Raw genomic sequence first — 22,381 nt, forward strand, 5'->3', positions numbered from 1 at the left:
GCCAGTTTGCAAAACTGGAGACTAATGTTTGGCCTCATCATGATGCTTTTGCTAACCGCGATAGCCGGCATTTCTATTTGGCTGGCAGCCACATATTACGACATATACATACTTTATGTATTGCTGTATGTGCTGTTCCTGGTTCCGTATATCCTTTCCAAGCTTGGACGTTTCATCGCTATCATCAACGGGAGCAAAGAAATTGCTGAAGGAAATATTCAGAATACGATTCAAGATACCGGCAAGGATGCCCTATCCAAGCTTGCTGGCTATATTAACAATATGAAAGCCGGGTATCAAAGCGCGCTGGAGAATCAAATGAAGAGCGAACGGTTAAAAACAGAGCTGATTACCAACGTATCGCATGATTTGAAGACTCCGCTTACTTCTATTATCAATTATGTCGATTTATTAAAAAAAGAAGATCTGTCTACGGAGACTACCCGAGCCTATATTGAAACCCTGGACCGGAAGGCGCTACGGATGAAGCTGTTGATTGAAGACCTGTTCGAAATCTCAAAGATGGCCAGCGGTACAGTAGAGCTGGATATTGAGTATGTGGATGTAGCGACATTGTTGACACAGGCGATCGCCGAGTCCAACACCAGTATGGGACAAGCATCGCCTGTGATTCGGGAGAGGATCGCGAAATTCCCGATTCATGCACATATGGATGGCAATAAAATTTGGCGTGTATTCGAAAATTTAATTGGCAACGCGCAGAAATATTCGCTTTCAGGAACAAGAATCTATATTTATTTGGACGAGTCTGATGATCTGGTATTATTCAAAATTCAAAACACTGCTGCTTACGAGATTGATTTTGCTGCGGAAGAGTTGTTCGAGCGTTTCAAAAGAGCAGATGAATCCCGCCAGACAGAAGGCTCCGGACTAGGGCTGTCCATTGTGAAAAGCATCGTTGAGCTGCACGGCGGGGAGATCAAAATCGAGATTCATGGCGATCAATTCAACGTTATTCTGCATTTGCCCAAGCAGCGCTTAATTTAAAAGTCATAAAACTAGGTTAACTCTCATGCTCCCTTTCAGGATGTATGAGGGTTAACTTTACTTCAGGCTCTTTTCCAACCCCTTTTGCTATAAAAATAATTATAATTTTGGAACAAAATCGTTTCCTGATTACCAAGAAGAATATGCTTGCTCACATTGCGCATTACTTTAAAACAAAAAATCATGAAATAAATAAACGATAAGACTTTTTTCTCTGAGCAGGAAAACAAACTAAACTGAAAGGAATAGCAAATGAAGATAAGGTTTCAACTTCATTACGAGGAGAAATCAAACGTGATCTAAATGAAATTAAAAGAAAAAAACGCAAAAATGTAAGAGTTCCTCAGGGATACCAGATGCAGCACAAACGTGGTTTCGAGGCAAGAAAGGGTTACGGTTACGAACACAGTGTTTTAAATGTTACTGAAGATGATGAAGGTAACAGGATTGATGTTGCCGTTCCCAGAATTTCGACCGATGTCGAGGGACAAGAACATATTCCCATTGAAGTCGCTATTGAAGCGGCTTTTTTTATTTTATCGGCACAAGTTCTTGTCCCGAGCCAAGGACAAGAACTTGCAACGATTGTCGTGTCAAGGGAAGATGAGTTGCACGGGAATAATGGCGTTCTTAGGAGAATAAGTATCTTCCATCTGTTCACGTAACAGCTTTACGGCTGTTCGTGCCATTTCCTGTTCATCCTGCTGCACATAAGCTACGCCTGAAAGATGTGGATTATCGAAAGATAGCAAATCGATATTGGAGTGATCGTTCAGACGACGAATAGCGGACGATGTAAGGCGTGCTGTTTCTTCAGTCAAGGAGAAGGCTGCCGAAATTCCACTGTGGTTCTGCAAAAATTCGCTTACATAGTCCAATGCATGCTCGCTGCGTAGAATGTTGAGAGGGATGTGACACCACAAGCTCTTGTCAATCGAGATACCTTGATCTGTATATGCCTGCTCGAAGCCAAGCGTGCGATCCTCGACGGCTGTATTGGCATTTTCAGGTGAGATGAGCGCAATCTGCTGATGACTCTTGGATAACAAATGGGATACAGCCTTATACGCACCGCCGTAATTGTCGGATGTAATGGTGTACGTCTCAATGTTGCGCAGATAGCGGTCGATGAACACACACGGAAATTTGTCGAGCGACAGACGCAGTAATGATTCGTTGTACTTCTCATCTTCCGTCGGAAAAACGATCAGCCCCTTCACACCGAGTTCCGTTAGTGTACGGATGACGTTTGTTTCGATAGAGGAGGACTCTCGCGTGATGCTAAGTACCATGTTGAGGCCGGCTTCTTGCAGGAATTGTTCTGTGTAGTCAACGAGCTTTTGAATGACACGGGTTCTCATCGTCGGAATGATGAAGCCGATGAGGGGTATGGAGGACGCGCTGCCTTGGGATGGTGGAGAATGGATGCTAGAAACAACAAGACTTGAAGAGACGAATGAGCCTTTGCCTTGTACGCGTATAATTAATCCTTCGTCAGCTAGTGAGGTTAGGGCGTTCTTGACGGTTATTTTACTTACTCTAAATTCGTCCATTAGTTCTTGCTCAGAAGGAATGCGGTCTGTGGGCCGAAGCTGCCCTGATTTAATTTTCTGTATAATATTTTCTCGAATTTGTTTGTAGAGCGCCAGCTTTTTCAAAGAGTAGCATCTCCCCATAAACTTTATGATTTTATAATCAATTGGTTATATAAAGCTTATTTCATATATATTATAATACGGCATGTAAAGCGCTTACAATATGGAATCTAAGAAATTTTTGCGAAGGGGTCTTTTCTTTGAACGGTTAGAATTATGTTAAGGATGGTGGTGCCAAGGTAGATTGAAACCGCTTAAATTAACAGAACTAACTAGTCAGCCGACTTTTCAAATGCATAACACAAAAAGAGAGGATGACGAACAAATGAAGAAACGCAGTACGTTAATTTCCATCGTTACAGTCCTTATTATGTCCCTTTTTTTCACAGCATGTGGTAATCCTTCTGATTCAAAAACGGAAACACAGCAATTAGGCGCTAATGCCGGTGAGAATGCAACAGAATTGTCATTTTGGACATTCGTAGATTTGCACGGCAAGCATTTGGATAAAATGCTGGGGTTATGGAACCAAGAGAACCCAGACAAACAGATTAAGTTGAATGTAACGGTTATGCCTTACGATGATATGCACAACAAGCTCTTATTGGCAGTTACAAGCGGAAAAGGTGCTCCGGATATCGCGGATATCGAGCTTGGTCAATTCCCTAAATTCCTGGAAGGTGACAACGTTCCACTGGAATCTTTGAATGATGTATTTGCACCATACAAAGACGTTGTTGTTCCTTCGCGTGTCGAGATTTACTCCAAAGCCGATCAGGTTTATGGCTTTGATTATCACGTAGGTGCAACGCTTGCTTTCTACAACACTGAAATTCTCGAACAAGCAGGTGTTGACTACAAGAAAATCATAACGTGGGAAGATTACAAACAAGCAGGTATCAAGGTTTATGAAAAGACTGGCAAGTACTTAGGTACTGCTGATACATCTGCTACGTGGCAAGCATCGTTGCTGTTAGCTCAGCAAAACACTGATTTTACAGATGAAAATGGTAATCCAAAAGTTAACTCGCCTGAAATGATTAAAGCGTATGAAATGTTAGTTGATCTGCAGAAGAACAATGTTATTCATACGATCCCAGGCGGACAACCCGACACAGAAGAAGCAAAAGGCGAATACAACAAAGGCAACTACGCAAGTGCATTGATGCCTGAGTGGTACATGTCCCGCTTTGTAAACGAAATGAAGGACCTTAAAGGTAAGTATGCAATTGCTCCATTACCTGTATTTGAAGAAGGTAATCCTCGTTCCGTTGGCTTAGGCGGTACTGGCACAGTTGTTACTAAGAGTGGTAAAGACGTTCAATTGGCCAAAGAATTTGTAGCCTTTGCTAAGCTTTCGAAAGAAGCTACTACTGAAATCTGGAATACACTTGGATTTGACCCAATCAACATGGAAGTATGGAAAGATGATGCAGTAACGAAAAACCCTGATAACGAGTACGTACAATACTTTAAAACAAATGCATTTGATACTTTGAATGAAATCAAAGACGAAATTCAAGCGATCAAATCCGTTAAAGCTTCACCGACCATCGGCAATATCTTCAATACGGTTACTTTGAACGCCATCTTTGAAGATGGTCAAGACGTGAAGGAAGCGTTGGATGAAGCACAAGCAGCAATTGAACAAGAATTGAAATAAATATAATAAGTAAATGATTTGGTTAAACCTGTCGGCAGGTATAGTAGTCGGCAGGTTTAACCTTAGTCAAGGGAGATTGAGAATATGATAAAGAAATTTGTATACTCTCAAAAAGTTGCACCTTATGTTTTTGTGTTGCCATTTATACTCATATTTTTGATATTCTGGTTTTTTCCGCTTGTAAATTCATTCGTAATGAGCTTTCAAGATAGGATGTTGGGACAGGATCCTAAATGGATTGGTGAAGCGAATTATTCGAAATTACTTACTGATAAAGTGTTTTTGACATCTATTAGAAATAGCGTTGTGTACATGTTAGGAACCTTAGTGCTGTTAATTCCTTTCCCAATGTTATTCGCCGTTATGATAAACAGTAAGTTAATGAAGGGAAGAGAGTTTTTTAAATCTTCGTTCTTTCTCCCTGCATTGACTTCTGTCGCAGTAGCGGGTACCATTTTCCGCCTTACATTCGGTGAAATGGAAGGTTCATTAATGAATAGTTTCCTGGGGCTATTTGGTATAGAGCCTATTAAATTTTTGAAAGACGGAAATTGGAGTATGGCAGCACTGTTGATCCTCGCATGTTGGAGATGGACAGGTGTTAATATGCTTTACTATCTATCCGGTTTGAAAAGCATTGACAATGAATATTATGAGGCTGCTTCAATTGACGGGGCATCTGCTTGGCAGAAGTTTAGAACGATCACAATGCCATTATTGAAGCCGACCACGGTATATGTCACGACAATTAGTGTTTATGCAGGTTTAGCCATGTTTACCGAGAGCCTGATGATGTTTAACGGTAACAATTCACCCAAAAATATTGGCTTAACCATTGTTGGATACCTGTATAGACAAGGGATTGAGCAGAATAAGCTGGGTTACGCAGCTGCAGTTGGTATCATTCTGTTAGTCATTGCTATGGTTATCAATTTAACGCAGTTGAAATTTAGTGGAATGTTCAAAAAGGAGGAGGATTAAAGTGGGCAAAAGTCAGACGAGGAGTGATTTCATCTCTAGAATAGTAATTATTTGTTTATTCATTATACTATTCGTTTTAATTATGATTCCATTCTATGCAGTGGCCCTATCTTCCTTTAAACCTGGTGAATCGTTAGTTAGATATGGTCTTAACCTAAGTTTGGATTTTGAAATCATGAGTTTTAATAATTTCATCTATCTGTTTACTGGAGAACATGATTATTTTGTGTGGTTTTGGAACAGTATGATTTTAACAATCGTTCAAGTGGTTTTAACACTTTTTGTAAGCGCATTTGTTGCTTATGGTTTTGCAGCATATGATTTTAAAGGTAAGAACTTCCTCTTTATATGTGTTTTGCTCATTATGATGGTGCCTTTCGAAATACTGCTGGTTCCTTTATATAGCCTAATTAATGATTTGGGAATGGTGAATAGCTATTCGGCAATCATTTTGCCGGGTATAGCCAATGCCGCGACAATATTTTTCTTCAGGCAATATCTAAGAAGCATACCCAAAGAGATTATTCAATCTGGGCGGGTTGATGGGGCAAACGAGTATGCGATATATTTCAGACTAATTATGCCGATTATGAAGCCATCCTTTGCGGCAATGGCCATTCTGAATGGTATGAATAGCTGGAATAATCTGTTGTGGCCATTCATGGTGTTAGGAGATCAGAGTAAATATACACTTCCAATCGGTTTGAAAACGTTATTAACTCCTTATGGCAATAACTATGATCTATTGATCGTGGGCTCCTTCTTCTCCATCATTCCAATTTTTATACTGTTCATTGCTTTCCAGAAATACTTCATAGACGGTATGACTGCAGGTGCTGTTAAAGGGTAGTAATATTATGATGAAACAGGTGATAAGATGGCAGTCCAAAAAAGAGTGTTACACGACGTACAACCACTGATTGAGCAGAAAGCTGATCCTTTTATTTACCGACATTCAGACGGTTATTATTACTTCGTAGCATCCGTTCCGGTGTATGACCGGATTGAAATCCGTAGAGCCCAGAACCTTGAGGGGCTTGTTACATCAACTCCTGTAGTGATCTGGAGAAAGCGCGAGACGGGTATCCTTAGTGCCAATATTTGGGCACCTGAACTGCATTTTATTGATGACAAATGGTACGTGTATTTCGCTGCCGCACACACGACGGAAACGAATGAAGGCTTGTTCGACCATCGGATGTACGTGCTAGAGAATGAAAATGCCAATCCGCTCGAAGGCAGTTGGACGGAACGAGGACAGGTTCGTACCGCGTGGGAAAGCTTCGCCCTCGATGCCACTACCTTTGAGCATAATGGCAGCCGTTATTACGTATGGGCACAAAAGGATCCGAATATCGAAGGTAACTCTAATCTGTATATATCCAAAATGAGCAATCCGTGGACGTTGACTGGGCCGCAAACGATGATCTCGACGCCGGAGTATGACTGGGAGATCATTGGTTATAAAGTGAACGAAGGCGCGGCTTTTCTTCGAAAGGGTAATCTGGTATTCCTCTCTTACTCGGCTAGCGCCACCGATTTCAATTATTGCATGGGCCTGCTTGAAGCCGATGCGGATGCGGATTTGCTCAATGCCGCCTCATGGCGCAAGTCACAAACAGCGGTTCTCTCGACAGATGAGAGCATCTCGATGTATGGTCCCGGTCATAATTCCTTCACGGTGTCAGAGGCCGACGAAAAGACGCTATTTGTGTTCCACGCAAGAACGTACAAGAATATTATAGGAGATCCGCTGTACGATCCGAATCGCCATACATTTGTGACGGAGCTTTTGTGGACGGCTGACGGCAGACCTGATTTCCGCGGCTCTGTTGCAGCACTTGCACGTTCTGTAAAGTGAACGAGTGTCCAACAAGGTTGGTTGATGGATTCAGTTATCCCGGAAAATCATATCAATAAAAAAAGGCGCTGATCAATAGGATCGGCGTTTTTTTATGTGATCGGTACGAGTTTTAGTCCATGCCAAGGACAAGAACTTCTATCGATTGCCAGAATGGAAAAGAACATTGTCCAATTACCGTTTAGATGTGCATCTAAAGAACGGGCTTTGAATCACTTACAGCGAGAGGAACCGTAAGGGGGTAAGTTTCTGATTTGTTACAAGGTTATCATATGTACGAGGTTGTAATTATGTAAATTTCAGTTGGAAATGATGATTTCACCCTGATGTAATGATTTGTAAAATAAAGTTATTAAAAAGAACGAGGAGAGGTTCCCATGACAAACCCAGAGGTCCCTTACCATCCGCAGACATCAGGTTATAGCCATAAAATCAATGACCCATTTTGGTCACATTATATTGAACTGGTCCGCAACGTAGTTGTCCCTTATCAATGGGAGGCGCTCAATGACCGTATCGAAGGAGCTGAACCAAGCCGGGCCATTCGGAATTTTCGCATTGCTGCAGGGGATGAAGAGGGCGTTCATTATGGCATGGTTTTTCAGGATAGCGATGTTGCGAAATGGATTGAAGCAGCTTCGTACCTGCTCTCCGCGAAGCCCGACCCGGAACTGGAAGTCCTCGTGGATTCTGTTATTGAGACCATAGCTCGGGCACAGCAAGCCGATGGTTATTTAAATACGTACTTCACCCTGCGTGAACCTGGGGCGCGCTGGACGAACCTCGCCGAGTGTCATGAACTTTATTGTGCAGGACATATGATTGAGGCTGGTGTGGCGTACTATCATGCCACGGGCAAACGCAAGCTGCTGGATGTGGTTATTCGCCTGGCGGATCATATAGGCACCGTGTTTGGTACAGAGCCGGGACAATTGCCAGGTTATGATGGGCATCAGGAGATTGAACTTGCACTCTTCAAATTGTATGAGACGACAAAGGAAGAGAAATATCTGGAACTGAGCCGTTATTTTCTGGATCAGCGGGGAGCGAGTCCGCATTTTTTTGTAGAAGAATGGGAGCAAAGGGGCCGTACCATACATTTTGGCGAGTTGGACATGGTTCACCGTCATACGTACTCCCAGTCCCATCTGCCCATTAGGGAGCAGTCGACAGCAGAAGGCCATGCGGTTCGACTGGTTTACATGTGCGCGGCTATGGCAGATGTAGCTGCGAAGACGGGGGATACACCGCTGAAAGAAGCCTGTGAACGGTTGTGGAGCAACATCGTAAGCAAGCGAATGTACATTACGGGAAGCATTGGTTCATCAGCCAAAGAAGAAGCATTTACAGGCGATTATGATCTGCCGGGAGATACCGCCTACGCAGAGACTTGTGCCTCGATTGGCCTGATCTTTTGGGCGAAGCGCATGCTGCAGATGGAGCAGGATAGCCGGTACGCAGACGTTATGGAGCGAGCTCTGTACAACACGGTGATTAGTGGAATGTCTCTGGATGGTCAACGTTTCTTCTATGTGAATCCGCTTGAAGTCGATCCGAAGATTCAACGTGTGAATCCTAATTATGCCCACGTACGAACACGCCGGCAAGGGTGGTTTGGTTGTGCCTGCTGTCCGCCGAACATTGCGCGATTAATTGCTTCATTGGATCAATATGTATATACCCCGGCTGTGGAACAGGCTACGTTGTATGTGCAATTGTACATCGGAGGGGAAGGGGAATTCACACTTCAGGGCAGGAGAGCAGCCCTAACCATGGACTCTGACTATACTTCCACTGGAGATGTGAAGCTGATCGTTCGGCCCGATTCTCCAGAGGGAATGAAGTTTACGATAGCTTTGAGAAAGCCGGATTGGTGCAAGATTCCCGAGCTGTGGATTAATGGGGAGAAGAGCAAACAGGATGGGTTTACTTTTGAATACGGTTATATTAAGGTGACCCGTTCGTGGGAAGCCGGTGATGAGATTAAACTTCACTTCCCTACGGAGTTGCTTCGGATGAAAGGGCATGATCACATCAAAGCCACTTTCGGAAAAGTAGCCATCCAGCGAGGACCATTTATGTACTGTCTCGAAGAAGTCGACAATGGCCACGGATTGCATCGCATTCAGCTGCCCCGGGATGCCGAGTTTCATATCGGTAGCGGGGAACGGATGCCTCTGGGGGTTCCGGCACTTACAACCATCGGGCAGCGAATCGTATCCCAAGAAGACTGGGGAATACATCTGTATCGCAGTAATGTCCACTGGAATACACAGCCTGCCGAGCTTCGGTTCATTCCTTACTTCACTTGGGCCAATCGGGATGAAGGAGAAATGAGCGTTTGGATTCGCGAAAGCGAATAAGAAGAAGTCTACTAGTACTGCTGTAAAAGGTATGCAAAAGGAAATCGCCCGATAGACCCAGAATACGCGCTGTAGGATAACGCGATCTTTGGTGAGCGGACACTTTTTTCACGGCATCAGTTCTGATTGAGTCAGTTTATTTATCTGAGTTGGTAAACTTGCTGCGGAAGTTGGAAGGAGAGATGCCCTCTTTTTTCGAGAAACAGGAAGAGAAGTAGGATACATGATTGAAGCCGATCTCTTCGGCGATGCGAGCAACGGACCAGGCGGTTTGCAGCAGCAGCTTTTTGGCCTGTTCGATTCTGTAATGCAGCAGATATTCCATGGGTGTCATGCCATACACTTTCAGCATGCTGCGTGCGAGATAGTTTGGATGGTAGTTGAGTTCCTTTTGCAGCATCGGATTGGAGATCGGTAGCGGGTAATTGTGGCGGATGTAGAGTTCAACTTTCTCGGCAATCCGGATTGCGGCAACGTCGAACATTGAAGACAGCCCAAGATCCAGATGCTGCATAAATTGCTGGAATGTCGCCTGTCGTTTCCAATTGCGCATGGACTGAGGCTCCTGATCAAGCTGAGAGAAATGCTCCAACAGTTCCATATCTTTGATTGCAATGTGCAAATGTTTGGGAATGAAGATGGAACAGACATCACAGTGGTTCAGATATGCGCTCACCTTATGTGTTTCGATTAGTTCGGCTTGATTCGTGAGGCATTCGTCCATGTTGGCAGACTCTCTCCAGCTGCCAAAGGTTTGAAAATGAATCCAGATCAGTTCCGTTTCCGTTTTACAGGCTGCGCTGCCGTAATGATGTCCATCCGGCTTAAGGATCAGGGCCTCTCCTTGGTTCAGAAGCCACTCATTTCCGTTCTCGCTAATGGCGAGCGAACCGCGTGTAACAACAATTAGATCAAAGACACCGATGTCACTGCGGCTAATGTGATATTCACCGGCTTCGTAACGAGCACGTCCGCAATCAATAAAATATGGAATGGGCGGGGTGATGAAATGAAGAATGGGCGAGTCCAATCCGGCACCTCCGAACAGGTTGAAATATTTAAAATTCATGTTGTCATCGAGCATTTATTTTTATGATACAGCAAGTAAGATAGAAAATAAAGCGCTTACGAAATTCCATTCTACCTTTTGTAGTGGCGCTATGACGAAATAAAATGGATGTCCCAAGGTTCACATTCCTGTTTTTAATGCCTCTGCTTCGAACAAGGAAGTCTACTTTAGACAAAGAATGAACGTCATTTTCGATGGATCGGTCAAAGGTATTTCATAGAAGAACCTATATTTACCGGTTTAAGAGAATTAAACCCCTAATGGATATGATCACATATATATAGGAGGTTATAATGACAATGATTTCGAAGAAGTGGAAGCCGCTTATGATCGCGCTGCTCCTGGCATTTTCAAGTCTGCCGCTGCAGGTTAGCGCTTTGCCTGGGGCCGCGACGGCTGCAGTAAAGACCGGAATCTCCAATGCCAGCTTGTCGGCCAAAGTCGGCGACTTAGGTCAGATTGAGGAGCTCTATATCAACAACAATCCTACCAATAAACAGGGGAAGCCAATCAATTTCGTCCTGCCTAACACTACATCACCGCAGAATGGTACACAGCACCAGTGGATGGGTGAAATAATCTTCTCTTACCGTACGGGTGCCAATGGACAATTCCCTGATAACAGGGACGGCTTTGTAGAAGTTGATACCAATAAAACATTGGCTGCGGGGGGATCTACACAAGTTTCGACCATTAATCCGGATAACCCCTATATGAAAAAGAACGCATCAGAAGACGGCAAGAAGGTAGAAGTCAACTTTATTGGACAGAAGCTGAATTCTACAGACCAGCGGGTAATGAAGGGCTTTGATGTGAAATCCGTTTTTGATATGGAGACCGATGACGGTTCACTGCTTTGGGAAATTACGCTGAAGAACAAGAGCAATCAGTATATCGAATTCGGGGATATCGGCTTGCCGATGCCTTGGAATAACAAATATCAGACCTTATCCGATACCTATGATGACCGTGTGACGGTGCATAATTTCGCAGGTGCTGACAGCGGGTATTCTTATGCCATTCGCACCAGTGGTGAGGGGAATTTCATGCTCTTTACTCCTGTTCCGGAGAGCGGCGCTCGAATCGAGTATGTGGATTATTGGATGCATGAAGCAGGAGAGCGACGTGCTGCAGACACCTTTAAAAACTGGACAGGGGACAGTGGTGGCTGGTATCCGGGGCTGAACGTGCTTTATATTCACTCCAAAGAAATCCAAAAAACGGGACGTGGATACTTTACTGATGCTTCCAGCATCGTCCTAGGACCGGATGAGTCCAAGACATATAAGTTCAAATTCTCAGCAGTCCGTGGAGGTGACAATACGCCGCAGGAAAGCGCCCAAAGCCCAAATAACAGTTCGACTTCGATGGAAGACCGTGAAGCCAATCTCCGATCCATCCTATATAAATCAGGCATGATTGATGCCTTAGCGGTGCCGGGCTTCCAGACAGCGATCAATATGCCTGTCAAGCTAGACTTGCACTACGACGACAGTATCGTTGATGTACAATCCATCGATATTCAAAATGTGGCAGAGAATGATCCGTTTGACGAAGCACATATTCCGGATATCAAGCCAGGGAAGAGCAGAAAGGAAATGGTTGACAACTCGCGGGCCGGACGTGGACTGCCTGACGGAAACCCTGGCTACCACGATTCGGTTGAGTTTGTGGAGACCAAGATCGTAAATGGCGAACAGCATCATATCTATTCACTTCAGTTTGATTCGATCGGCAATAACAGCGTGCGTATTGAATATAAGCTGAAGGACGGCAACGAATGGGTGGATAAATTCACTCAATTTGAATTCAATGTTCTAGCCGAGCTGGATGCAATCTCGGATGCCCATTCCGAATTCATGGTCCAGCAAACACAGGATAAAAATCCGGAAAGTCCGACTTACGGTAACTATTTCGACTGGTATCTTACAAGCGGCATCGATCTAAATACAAGCCATTGGGGGGATGACTGGAGCCATGACAACATCAACTTCATGACCATGAAAAACTATCTGGCCCCCAACCCCGATGAAATTCGCTCTATCGAGACATACCTGATCGACTTCATGTGGGAACGATACATGAAGAATACGCAGGATAGCTACATCGTTGCGAACTGGCTGAAAGACTCTGGAGCGTACACTGACAAAGATAAACCTTATACACGGGCGTTCTCCGAAATCATGGAAGCTACCGGATTTTTCAACATGTACCGGATTCAGAAGGCTTATCCTAATCTGATCGAGTACCGGGAATCGCCTCAGTTTTATCTGGAGAAAGCTTATAACATCTACTATAAGCGTGTTTCCACCGGAGCCATCGGATTCTATGGCGAGCAGCAAATCCCTGATCTGATTGAAGCACTGAAGGAAGAGGGGATGCAGACCGAGTCTACCAATCTGCAGAAGAAGTTCGCCCTCGACAAGGGACGGAATATGACTAGGGCCACTTATCCTTACGGTTCGGAATTTGAATATGATAATACTGGCGAAGAAGGGGCTTATGCAGCAGCGAAGGCGCTGCGTACGTACTATCCAGCAGATGCGCTTACAGATGCAGCTGAGAAAAGTATGGAGATGGCCGATTGGAAAACACGTGCCATGCGGGGGATTCAACCTACCTGGTTCCATTATTCCGTGCCTGTTTTCCGCGGCGGTGAAGGCTGGTGGAATTTCCAATATACTGCGTCTTTAGCAGGTTACATTATGGATGACTGGCTAAGGTATGAGAATGATGGCAGATCGGTGGAGCAGAAGCCAATTGCACAGCAGCGCAATTATGCCGCGAAGATTTCGAACTTCAATGCCGTCAATATGGGACAGATTTCGGCTAATTCAGTTGGCAGCACCTCGTGGAGATATTCGATGTATAAGGGAGGAACGGGTACGAAGGACGTATACGATGGCGGATCACGCGTCATGAGTAACGGCTGGAATGATTTTTCGGGCGAATCGGAAGAAGGCCTCTATGGTTCCCTTCTCAGCATCAGCTCTGATATTGTTACAGATCCGATATTCGGGCTGTTCGGTTATGGAGCGCTGGTCACTGACGAAGGAAACAGCTACAACATTACGCCGAAAGACGGTTTCGGCAAACGGATCAATCTGATCAACGAGAAAATCTATTTAGAGCTAGAAAGCGATAAAGTGGAAAGCGCGCAAATTCAAAAAGATGGTAAGGGTTATACTCTCCATCTCCTGAATCCATCAGGGAAAGAGCATACTTCACGGATTTTGTTCGATGGAGTGGGGATGGAGAATGGCTACTATACCATGAAGCTGAATGGTGCAGCTGCCGGACAGTTCTATGTTCAGAACAATGAAGGCGTTGCCATGTTTCAGATGGGAAGCATGCAGCGTGGTGAATTGATCATTGAAAAGTTAGCCGGCGGTGAAAATGAAGCTCCGCAAATTACTGTAGAGCTGGCGACACAGCATCCACAGGCGTTGATTCCATTGATGCTGAATGGGATTGTAACCGATGATGGCGCGCCGGAAGGGACTCTGTCTTATCAATGGGAAGTGGTCAGCGCCCCACAAGGCTCCAAGCTAACCTTTACTCATTCGAAAGCAAGTATTACACAGGCTACAGGTACTAAAGCAGGCTCATATACAGTTAAGCTTAGCGCAAGTGATGGACAAATGACTGGCTCCAGCCAGATAATCTTCGAACTGGCTTCACCGCCGGATAAACAACCTCCAGCAATTGGCCAAGTGACTGCTGTTCAGGATGTTGCCAATAACAGTATCGTGGTATTGTCCGGGGAAGCCATTCCTGACCCTGTGCATAGTGAGGCAGAAGAACCCCAGTTGAAGTACTCTTGGGCCATTAAGCAAAAGCCTGAAGGTTCAGCGGTCATTTCATTTGTAGATGGTGACAAAGCAGCAGCCTATGCGCGTATAAGCACGGCAGGCACCTACGTGTTTACCTTCAGTGCTACAGACGGAGACAAGAAGGCCAGTAAGGATGTAACGGTAGAGATCAAGGAAGATACCGTTGACGTTTATCGGGCACTCAGCGTAGTGACCAAGAAGGATATAGTACCAGAACTTCCTAGACAAATTTATATTTTAACAGAGGACGGGTATTTAGAGCAGGAAATCACTTGGGATGTCATTGATCCAAGCAGCTATGCTAGTGCAGGCCAATTCGAAGCCAGAGGAAACGTAGATGGCAGTGCTTTGGAGGTTTGGGCTACCGTACATGTCGTGAATTCTGAGCTGCAAAATGCGGCGCTGACAGCCAAGGCTTCTGCTAGCTTCTCTGGTGGCGACGGATATCCGGAAGCGATGAATAACGGCATTGAACCTAAAAGCTCGGCAGATTTCTCGCCGAACCGCGGTGCCCCCAACAGTGCATGGCATAACTGGGGGAGAGAAGGAGATCCGTCATGGGTGACGTATGAATGGGAGCAGCCATTCCTGGCCTCTTCCACAGATGTATATGTATTTCAAGACAACGGCGGGAACTTCCGTCCGAAAGATATGCAGCTTATGCTTCGCGACGAAAATGGGAAATGGTACACCCCGCGGGACATAAAGGGATTGGGCAATGAACTTAATAAATACAATACAACGACCTTTGAGCCCGCCTATATTACAGGTGTCCGTATTGACATGAAGCCTTCCGTTAATGGCAGCGGTATTCTGGAATGGAAGGTATACGGCTATACCGGAGCGGTAGATAAGACAGAACTGATCAAGGTCTATAACTATGTAAATACATTAAATGCTTCGAACCTTGCAGATCCAGGTCTTGCGCCAATAGAAGCGGCGAAGACAGAATCATCTGCTGTGATCAAGAATACGAATGCCACAGACGAAGAAGTTACTCTGGCGCTTCAGAAGCTGCTGATGGATTTGCGTCTGCTCAGTCCGAGAGACGGCAATATGGCCTTCCTCGCAAATGCTTCTTCCAGCTATACCTCTCCTTGGGAGAGTCTGGCTGCAGTAAACGACGGAAAGAAAGATGGCAACAACATTGCGCATTGGGGGACCTGGGGCCATGAAGGCGCAGAGGAGTGGGTGCAATATGAATGGCCGCAGGGTGCATCTATCCAAAGTTCGAATCTGGTGCTGTGGTCAGATGGCGGCGGAATCAAACCGCCTACCCAGATTGTATATTCCTACATCCCGGCGGATAGCGCAACTGATGAATGGGTAACAGCGGGAACGCTTACGGAGGGAATCAAAGTGGTTGAACATTCTCCAGCAGAATCTTCAAATCCGTACACGTTTGATCCAATGCTGGAGGTAAAGGCACTACGGGTTACCCTGACCAAACAATCGCGGGCAGGCGATAACGGTGTAGGCCTATGGGAATGGGAAGTTCACCAGGCCATATCCAGTCCTGATCGTGAGGCTCCAGTAACACCGGCCGGTGTGGCACCGTCCATTCCTAAAGGAGATGACGGCAAATTGATCGGTGTGACAACAGAAATGGAGTATAAGAAGGAAGGCGAAGAAGAATATATTGCAATTGCAGATATTGAGGTCACAGGTCTCACCGCCGGTAAATATTATGTCCGGTATATGAAGACTGGTTCGCTGAGCGCCAGCCTGGATAAGGAAGTCGTTATTCCGGAAGGGCAGACACAGGAGCAGGCTGCACCCGATGCGAGTGGGTGGGTGATCTCACACGCCAATTCGGATACCGACATAAAAGGTATAATTGAGGGCTTGAATGATACGATGGAATACCGGAAGCTGGGCGAAGAGGACTACACGCCTGTTACAGGTTCAAGTATCAACAATCTGGAGCCTGGCGGCTATCAGATTCGGTATGCAGCCACAGACAGCCTAAAGGCAAGTCCGCCGGTAACCGTGGACATTCGCAATGAAGCCAAGGCAGACAGAGAGGCACCAACAGCGGAAGGACTCGTCATTACACCGCCTACAGCGGCAGGCGGGAATGATGGCAGAATTGAAAATGTGACTGCCGATATGGAGTACCGAAAGGCGGATCAAGGTGGTTACATGCCGGTTAGTGGAACCAGCATTGAAGGCCTTGAGGCCGGTAGCTACGAGCTCCGGTACGCCGGAACGGATATGAGCAATCCAAGTCTTGCTATCCTGATCGTTGTGCCTGACGGAACCAAGCAGGAGCAAAGTCCGCCGTCCAGTGCAGAAGTCAAGGCTGTAAATGTCAGTGCAGCAGGGGCCAAGGATGGTAACATCACTGGTGTAAGTCCTGTAATGGAATATCGGCAAGTAGGAGTGGACGCTGGCAGCTGGAATGCGATCACAGGCACAGAGGTTACAGGTCTTGGTAACGGAATCTACGAAGTAAGATACAAAGAAACGGCAACTCATTATGCGAGCCAATCCCTTACTGTCGTTATCAGCAATCCAGTCATCAATCCGAAGCCTACGGAAACACCGCCGTCAACGGATGCACCTGTCTCAGTGACCACGCCTTCACCGGCTCCTGAAAACATCAAAGTCGAAGGGAATTGGATTAAGATTGTGGCACCAAAGACGGATACCAAAACCGGTAAAGCTAAAGGAGCACCCATCCGGCAGGAAGACCTTAATAAGGCTCTTGAGCATGTAAAGGCGAATAGCAGTAATATTAAAACAATCATGGTGGACATTCCGAAAGCAGAGGGAGCCAATTCCTATGCGGTTGAGCTTCCAGCAGCTGCACTTACCGCAGCGCATGCCAACATCAAAATCGAGATTAATACGGAATTTGGAACCGCTACAGTACCTTCTAATTTGCTGAAATATGTATCAGGTGCCAAAAGTGTGGAACTGACACTGAGCTGGCTAGATACGGCAAAGCTACATTCAGAAGTAAAATCCGCAACAGCCAGCAGACCTGTTATCGCATTCGCTGTCCAATTAGATGGAGAAGAAATGGTAGTCTTGAATGCACCGGCTGAAATCAGACTGCCTTATACTCCTGATGTTGAAGAATTGGTCAATTCCAAATATCTTACAGTTTCGTATATGGCTGCAAACAGTACGTTTGTTCAGCTACTGAATGGCCAATACGATAGTGCTCTGCAAGCCATGGTTTTTACAGCCGCCAACACAGGTGAATATGCAATTGTTTATACGAAGAAGTACTTCAATGATGTCATCAAGGATTCGTGGTACGCACCAGCGATTGAAACAATGGCGTCCAAAGGATTCATCGACGGGACATCAGCAACAAGCTTTAGTCCTGGCCAAAAGGTCACAAGAGGTGAGTATCTAGCTTGGTTGGTAAGGACACTGGATCTCAAAGCAGAGTTCAACACCACCTTCGGTGATATGAAGCAAACAGACCTCTATTATGAGGAAATCGGAATCGCCAAAGCACTCGGGATCGCCCTGGGCACGAACGGCAGCTTCTATCCGGAAACGGAAATTGCTAGACAAGATTTGGCTGTGCTGACCATGCGGGCTTTGCGGGCAGTGGGGAAAACTGAGCAGACCCATACAGCTGAGGATCTCAAGAGATTTACAGATGCAGCAAACGTAGCAAAGTACGCAGTTGATGATATGGCTGCAATGGTTAAAATGGGTTTCATAAACGGGCGAAGCAATGTAACCTTGAGTCCTGACGGAACGACAATCAGAGCAGAAGCTGCTCAGGTTCTATATAAAATTTTCTTGCAACTATAATTGTAGAAACCGACCTTGATCCTGTTTTCTGCAGGTCCAAGGTCGGTTTCTTTTTTAGGGAGTGCTTCAAGCATAATGCCGTGCCCAATGTTAATTACCTATACGTAGAAAAAGCTTAAAAATCTAAACTACCCCGTTGAATCGACGTAGTTAGGTTGAAATTTGCGTTCATCTGAAGGCTGTCGTCCACTTACCACAAGCATAATTACAGCAATGATGATAAGTATAAAGCAGAAGATAAATGAATATCGGTAACCTACAATGCTGGCTACTCCACCACCAACAAGACTACCAAGCAGTCTACCGATTGTGGATGAATTCGAATAGAGTGTGGAAGCATATCCCGGCATACTAGGCAGCAGGTCCTGAATGTAGCTAATTCCAATCGCAGAAATGACGGCGACAAAAACAGCGAGCAAAATTTGTGCTGCAAGCATTTGCCACATCTCGTTCGAGATAAGTATAACGAAATAATAAGCTCCTCCAAAAATAGCCCCGCAAAACACCAAGATTCGGTTACTATACTTTGCACTAAGTAGACCGAGTATAATCATAAAGGGAATTTCCAACGCAGCACATATACTGCTGATTAAACCGACATGACTTGTCGTACCCCCAAGATTGTTTGTAATAAAGAGAGCCGTGTTTATGCTGCTCATCCAATGAGCCGTATACATGAGTGTCAGAATGAGAAAAGGAATTAAAATATTCCGGTTTTGAGTCAGTCGGAAACTTTTTATATTCGCTTCAGCATTATTGTTCTTCATTTCTGTGTTTGATTGGAGAAACAGGAAAACAAGCAGAGCAACGAGTAGGAAAGCTCCGATCGTTCCCAAAAAAATCCCCTTAAATCCAATAGCAGCGAGTAATAAAGTGCCGATTAAAGGACCTGTAATAAAGCCGAGAGAGAAAGCAGAACGCAAGGTAGAATTAGCAAACGCACGCTCCGTAAAATGACTCTTTATCACTGCTTCTCTAGAAATAGCGAACAACTGGGGCATTCCTGGTGCACCAAGGGCAGTAAACACAGTCATGTAAATGAACAAAATCGGAAAATCTTGAATAAACAAGTATCCACTAAAGGCCAGAACATTAGAGAGAGTAGAGAAAAGATAAACGCTCTTCCGATTCAAGCCGAGATCAGAACGTCTCCCGATTAGCGTACTAATCCATATTCCTGCAATTAGTGTAACGGCTAGATAAAGACCAAACATTCCAATAGATACGCCAAGCTGTTCCGTGAAATAAATAGATAAAAAGGGGGCACTGAGTGAAATGCCCATTCCCTGTAATGCCATACACATAAAGAGTAGCGCATACGAAGGAATGGAAAATAAGCTGATGAATCGATTGATCATAGTGTAAAATTACTCCTCAGAATTTGTGTTGTGTAATTACCATACATGACCTTGCTTTATCTCGTCTAATTGTATCTTACTGGTGAATGCTTCACACTACTTTGGGAAGCTAATAAACGCTCACATTCATGGCTGAATAGAATCAATCGTGCATCTTTATTATGTACTAAATGACAACACAAACAATATAACATTCGTGCCAAATGCTTGCCTAAACCTATCATAGACTCGTGTAAGTGTATGTACAGTAAAGTAAAGGCAGTTTCCCGGAAAAAGGAGGTTCCACTATCAACAGGTAGTTTTTAAGGAAATACATAGACATTTTTAAGACAGTACATGTGGAGCATGATCCAAGGCCTCATTCTGCTGTAAACTTTGCTTGAAGCCACCGAAAATCCCTTTACAAGATAGAGGAATGAGCACCAAATGAAGGGAGATGGGGCTGCCGGTCGACATCATAGGATCAAACGATGATTTGGCAAGCTATAAGCTCCTGCTTATACCAATGGCTTAAAACTACCTGTGAACGGTGCTTATATCTTGCGACGGAACGTGTCGAGGGACAAGAACATAGTCCCATTGCCGATTAGGCGTATATCTAATCGGTATCTTGCTCCTCGATTCATTATACTAACGGGCAGGTTAGTTGAATAAGAACGTCGAAACACATATTGCATACAGAAAGTTCCAACCAAGCGAAATTGAGTTACTGGATGTAGAGTAGAAGGAACAAACAAGCAAACGACCGGAATGATTCGAGAGTTTTCTAATAAATGATAGGAGCGGATGTAGATGGGGATAACTGGCTGGGGGAATAAAATTACCGAAATCACATTATTTGTGGAAGATCTGCAGCGGTCGAAGACGTTTTACCAAGAGTCGTTTCAACTATTAATCCAATACGAAGACGAAAACTGTGCAGTATTTGATTACGGTAATACATGCATAAACCTCTTAAATCAATCAAATGCACGAGAATTGATTGAGCCGGCTCAGTTTGGTCGTGTCGAGAATGGTGCAAGGGTCCTGTTTACAATCCAAGTGCCCGACGTTGACCGGGTATGCAACGAGTTGGAAATACGGGGCGTTACATTGTTAAATGGGCCAATAACGCGTCCTTGGGGGCGGCGAACGGCTTGTTTTGCCGACCCTGACGGGCATATTTGGGAGATAGCGCAGGTTCTTTAACGACTATTATGTGATGGGGTGAAAACCTTATGTTAAAAAATGATTCCGTGGCTATTATCGAGCAATATAAGCGAAACCTGGCTGGATATACGATAGACCAGTTGCGATATAAATTTCAGGAAGACGTTTGGTCGATTGGACAAATGTATATTCACGTGATCGATGTGGCAGAAGAGTACATCGATCATATTCAAACTTGTACGATGGAGACTCAAGAAAAACATGGAGGCAAGACTGAAGTCGGAACGAAGGCGTTTATCGAAAAAGTGTGGCCCGATGTCCGTGTTAAACTTGAGGAACCAGTCAACAGGACCCGTAACCCCAATAGTAAGGAAGAGATCATAGCCGGTCTAGAGCAGGTGTTAAAAAAAATGAGATACTGGGAGGAACACGTTCGCGGAACGAATCAGGCTTGCAAGGTGCGTCATGGCTGGTTTGGCTGGCTTAACGCGCGTGATTGGTTTGAGATGATTGGCATGCACAGCAGGCATCATTTGCGCCAAAAGGCAAGACTGGACGAGAAGCTTGTGGAGGCAGGCTTATGTAATAATTCACTAAATTAACGGGAAACGATAGCTCATAAAACCAACAAAGCAGCTGATCAATGTCATCGGCTGCTTTTGTTCAAGTAACGGGCAGGATAGCTCAATAAAGGTCCTTGTTACGATGGGCTTTTATTGAGCTATCCAATGGCATTTGGCTAGGAAAATATCAGGGTGCTTCTTTTACTTTCTTTTGTACAAACATCTATCTTGTGTTTTTTGGGGAGTATTTTATATGGATCATATGTTCAAGAGTGCTTTTTACCTCCGGCCAGTCGTTATCCGTAATGCTATAAAAAACATTGTCATGAAATCTACCTTGAGTATCCCGCCTATGCTTCCTAAATATGCCCTCTTTAGTTGCCCCAATCCGTTCTATCGCTCGCTGTGACCTTATGTTATTGCCGCTGATGGAAAATTGCACGCGAACTAGCGCTAATTGTTCGAAGCAATAATTTAACAATAAAAACTTACATTCCGTATTTACACCTGTACGCCAGTAAGTCGGTGTTAGCCATGTCCAGCCGATTTCCGCATTTTGATTGATCATATCAATATCTCCGATTCTTGTGGTTCCAATAATTTTTTCCGACATGAGTTCGACGATGACGAAAGGGAGTTGGGTGCCATGAAGCTGGTTTTGTATGGCTTGTTCGATTAAATGCTTAATATCATCATATGTTGCATTTTTTCTCCAAGTAAATTCCCATATGTTTGGATTCATTAGTGTTTCAAGTAAATCTTCTTTATGTTTAGATTCTAGGGGTAAGAGTTTTATTGTCTTGCCTATTAAAGTAACATTTTGATACATGTCATTTACACCTCCGATTCCGTTGTGATTCATTATCTTAACGTGGTGGGATTAGTATATATTTATTGGTATCGACGTTGAATGCATTAACCGTTGAATTATTGTACTTTCATGCATCACAAATTCCTTTTAATATTGATTGGGATGAGGCTGAGGTACCCTCAATTCAAAATGGAGAAGAATATGATTGAAATGGGGTGGACATTCAGGTCATGCTTTTACTAATTATGTAATATCTCCGCCATTACCAAATAGATCAACTGCGGTTTACAACTAGTGGATGATAATAGGGATCGTTGCAGAAATGCTGACGATCCTTTTTATATACCTTT

At 44.6% G+C, this 22,381-nt stretch carries 14 protein-coding genes; 10 read left to right on the forward strand and 4 right to left on the reverse strand.

Annotation, left to right across the window (positions count from 1 at the left end; all coding sequences use genetic code 11):
- The first annotated feature begins 39 nt into the window (after positions 1–39).
- Both ACETMN_RS17250 and ACETMN_RS17255 read left to right on the forward strand, forming a co-directional pair.
- Positions 40–1,008 (forward strand): sensor histidine kinase, encoded by a 969-nt coding sequence (locus ACETMN_RS17250; RefSeq protein ID WP_411734822.1) that lies wholly within the window; start codon positions 40–42, stop codon positions 1,006–1,008.
- Between the two features lie 245 nt (positions 1,009–1,253).
- Positions 1,254–1,673: a polymorphic toxin type 8 domain-containing protein gene (locus tag ACETMN_RS17255; RefSeq protein ID WP_411736423.1), complete on the forward strand. Its 420-nt coding sequence runs from the start codon at positions 1,254–1,256 to the stop codon at positions 1,671–1,673.
- On the opposite strand, the gene ACETMN_RS17260 is transcribed toward ACETMN_RS17255, so the two are convergent.
- Complete coding sequence (locus ACETMN_RS17260) at positions 1,602–2,666, reverse strand: GntR family transcriptional regulator (protein WP_307535912.1); 1,065 nt, start codon at positions 2,664–2,666, stop codon at positions 1,602–1,604. The two genes, ACETMN_RS17255 and ACETMN_RS17260, sit on opposite strands and share 72 nt — an antisense overlap.
- A gap of 262 nt (positions 2,667–2,928) precedes the next feature.
- On the opposite strand from ACETMN_RS17260, the gene ACETMN_RS17265 reads away from it, so the two are divergent.
- From ACETMN_RS17265 to ACETMN_RS17285, 5 genes are all read left to right on the forward strand, one after another.
- Positions 2,929–4,266 carry an ABC transporter substrate-binding protein gene (locus ACETMN_RS17265; RefSeq protein WP_307535910.1) on the forward strand — a complete coding sequence of 446 codons (1,338 nt, stop codon included), beginning with the start codon at positions 2,929–2,931 and terminating at the stop codon, positions 4,264–4,266.
- Positions 4,267–4,350: 84 nt separating this feature from the next.
- On the forward strand, positions 4,351–5,247 hold the full coding sequence (locus tag ACETMN_RS17270) for a carbohydrate ABC transporter permease (protein WP_307535908.1): 897 nt from the start codon (positions 4,351–4,353) through the stop codon (positions 5,245–5,247).
- Between the two features lies 1 nt (position 5,248).
- Entirely contained in the window at positions 5,249–6,097 is an 849-nt protein-coding gene (locus tag ACETMN_RS17275; protein ID WP_124115006.1) for a carbohydrate ABC transporter permease, read from the forward strand.
- 27 nt (positions 6,098–6,124) lie between these two features.
- A complete protein-coding gene (locus tag ACETMN_RS17280; RefSeq protein WP_411734824.1) occupies positions 6,125–7,108 on the forward strand; it encodes a family 43 glycosylhydrolase in 984 nt (327 codons plus the stop codon).
- A 377-nt stretch (positions 7,109–7,485) separates the two neighbouring features.
- Positions 7,486–9,471: a glycoside hydrolase family 127 protein gene (locus ACETMN_RS17285; RefSeq protein ID WP_411734825.1), complete on the forward strand. Its 1,986-nt coding sequence runs from the start codon at positions 7,486–7,488 to the stop codon at positions 9,469–9,471.
- A gap of 136 nt (positions 9,472–9,607) precedes the next feature.
- Here ACETMN_RS17285 and ACETMN_RS17290 read toward each other — a convergent pair whose 3' ends face one another.
- A complete protein-coding gene (locus tag ACETMN_RS17290; RefSeq protein WP_091020072.1) occupies positions 9,608–10,501 on the reverse strand; it encodes a helix-turn-helix transcriptional regulator in 894 nt (297 codons plus the stop codon).
- Between the two features lie 332 nt (positions 10,502–10,833).
- Here ACETMN_RS17290 and ACETMN_RS17295 point away from each other — a divergent pair, with 332 nt between their 5' ends.
- Positions 10,834–18,150, forward strand: coding sequence for a DUF5695 domain-containing protein (locus ACETMN_RS17295; protein ID WP_411734826.1), 7,317 nt, complete (start codon positions 10,834–10,836; stop codon positions 18,148–18,150).
- Between the two features lie 128 nt (positions 18,151–18,278).
- On the opposite strand, the gene ACETMN_RS17300 is transcribed toward ACETMN_RS17295, so the two are convergent.
- Positions 18,279–19,508 carry a sugar efflux transporter gene (locus tag ACETMN_RS17300; protein WP_091020069.1) on the reverse strand — a complete coding sequence of 410 codons (1,230 nt, stop codon included), beginning with the start codon at positions 19,506–19,508 and terminating at the stop codon, positions 18,279–18,281.
- A gap of 792 nt (positions 19,509–20,300) precedes the next feature.
- Here ACETMN_RS17300 and ACETMN_RS17305 point away from each other — a divergent pair.
- Together ACETMN_RS17305 and ACETMN_RS17310 are read left to right on the forward strand one after the other, a co-directional pair.
- Complete coding sequence (locus ACETMN_RS17305; protein WP_091020067.1) at positions 20,301–20,696, forward strand: VOC family protein; 396 nt, start codon at positions 20,301–20,303, stop codon at positions 20,694–20,696.
- A gap of 29 nt (positions 20,697–20,725) precedes the next feature.
- Complete coding sequence (locus ACETMN_RS17310; protein ID WP_091020065.1) at positions 20,726–21,259, forward strand: DinB family protein; 534 nt, start codon at positions 20,726–20,728, stop codon at positions 21,257–21,259.
- A 184-nt stretch (positions 21,260–21,443) separates the two neighbouring features.
- Here the strand turns inward: ACETMN_RS17310 and ACETMN_RS17315 are convergent, their stop codons facing one another.
- On the reverse strand, positions 21,444–22,049 hold the full coding sequence (locus ACETMN_RS17315; protein ID WP_091020063.1) for a GNAT family N-acetyltransferase: 606 nt from the start codon (positions 22,047–22,049) through the stop codon (positions 21,444–21,446).
- Positions 22,050–22,381 lie beyond the last annotated feature (332 nt).

Source organism: Paenibacillus sp. M2 (genome assembly GCF_046713495.1).
Classification (GTDB): Bacteria; Bacillota; Bacilli; order Paenibacillales; family Paenibacillaceae; genus Paenibacillus; species Paenibacillus amylolyticus_B.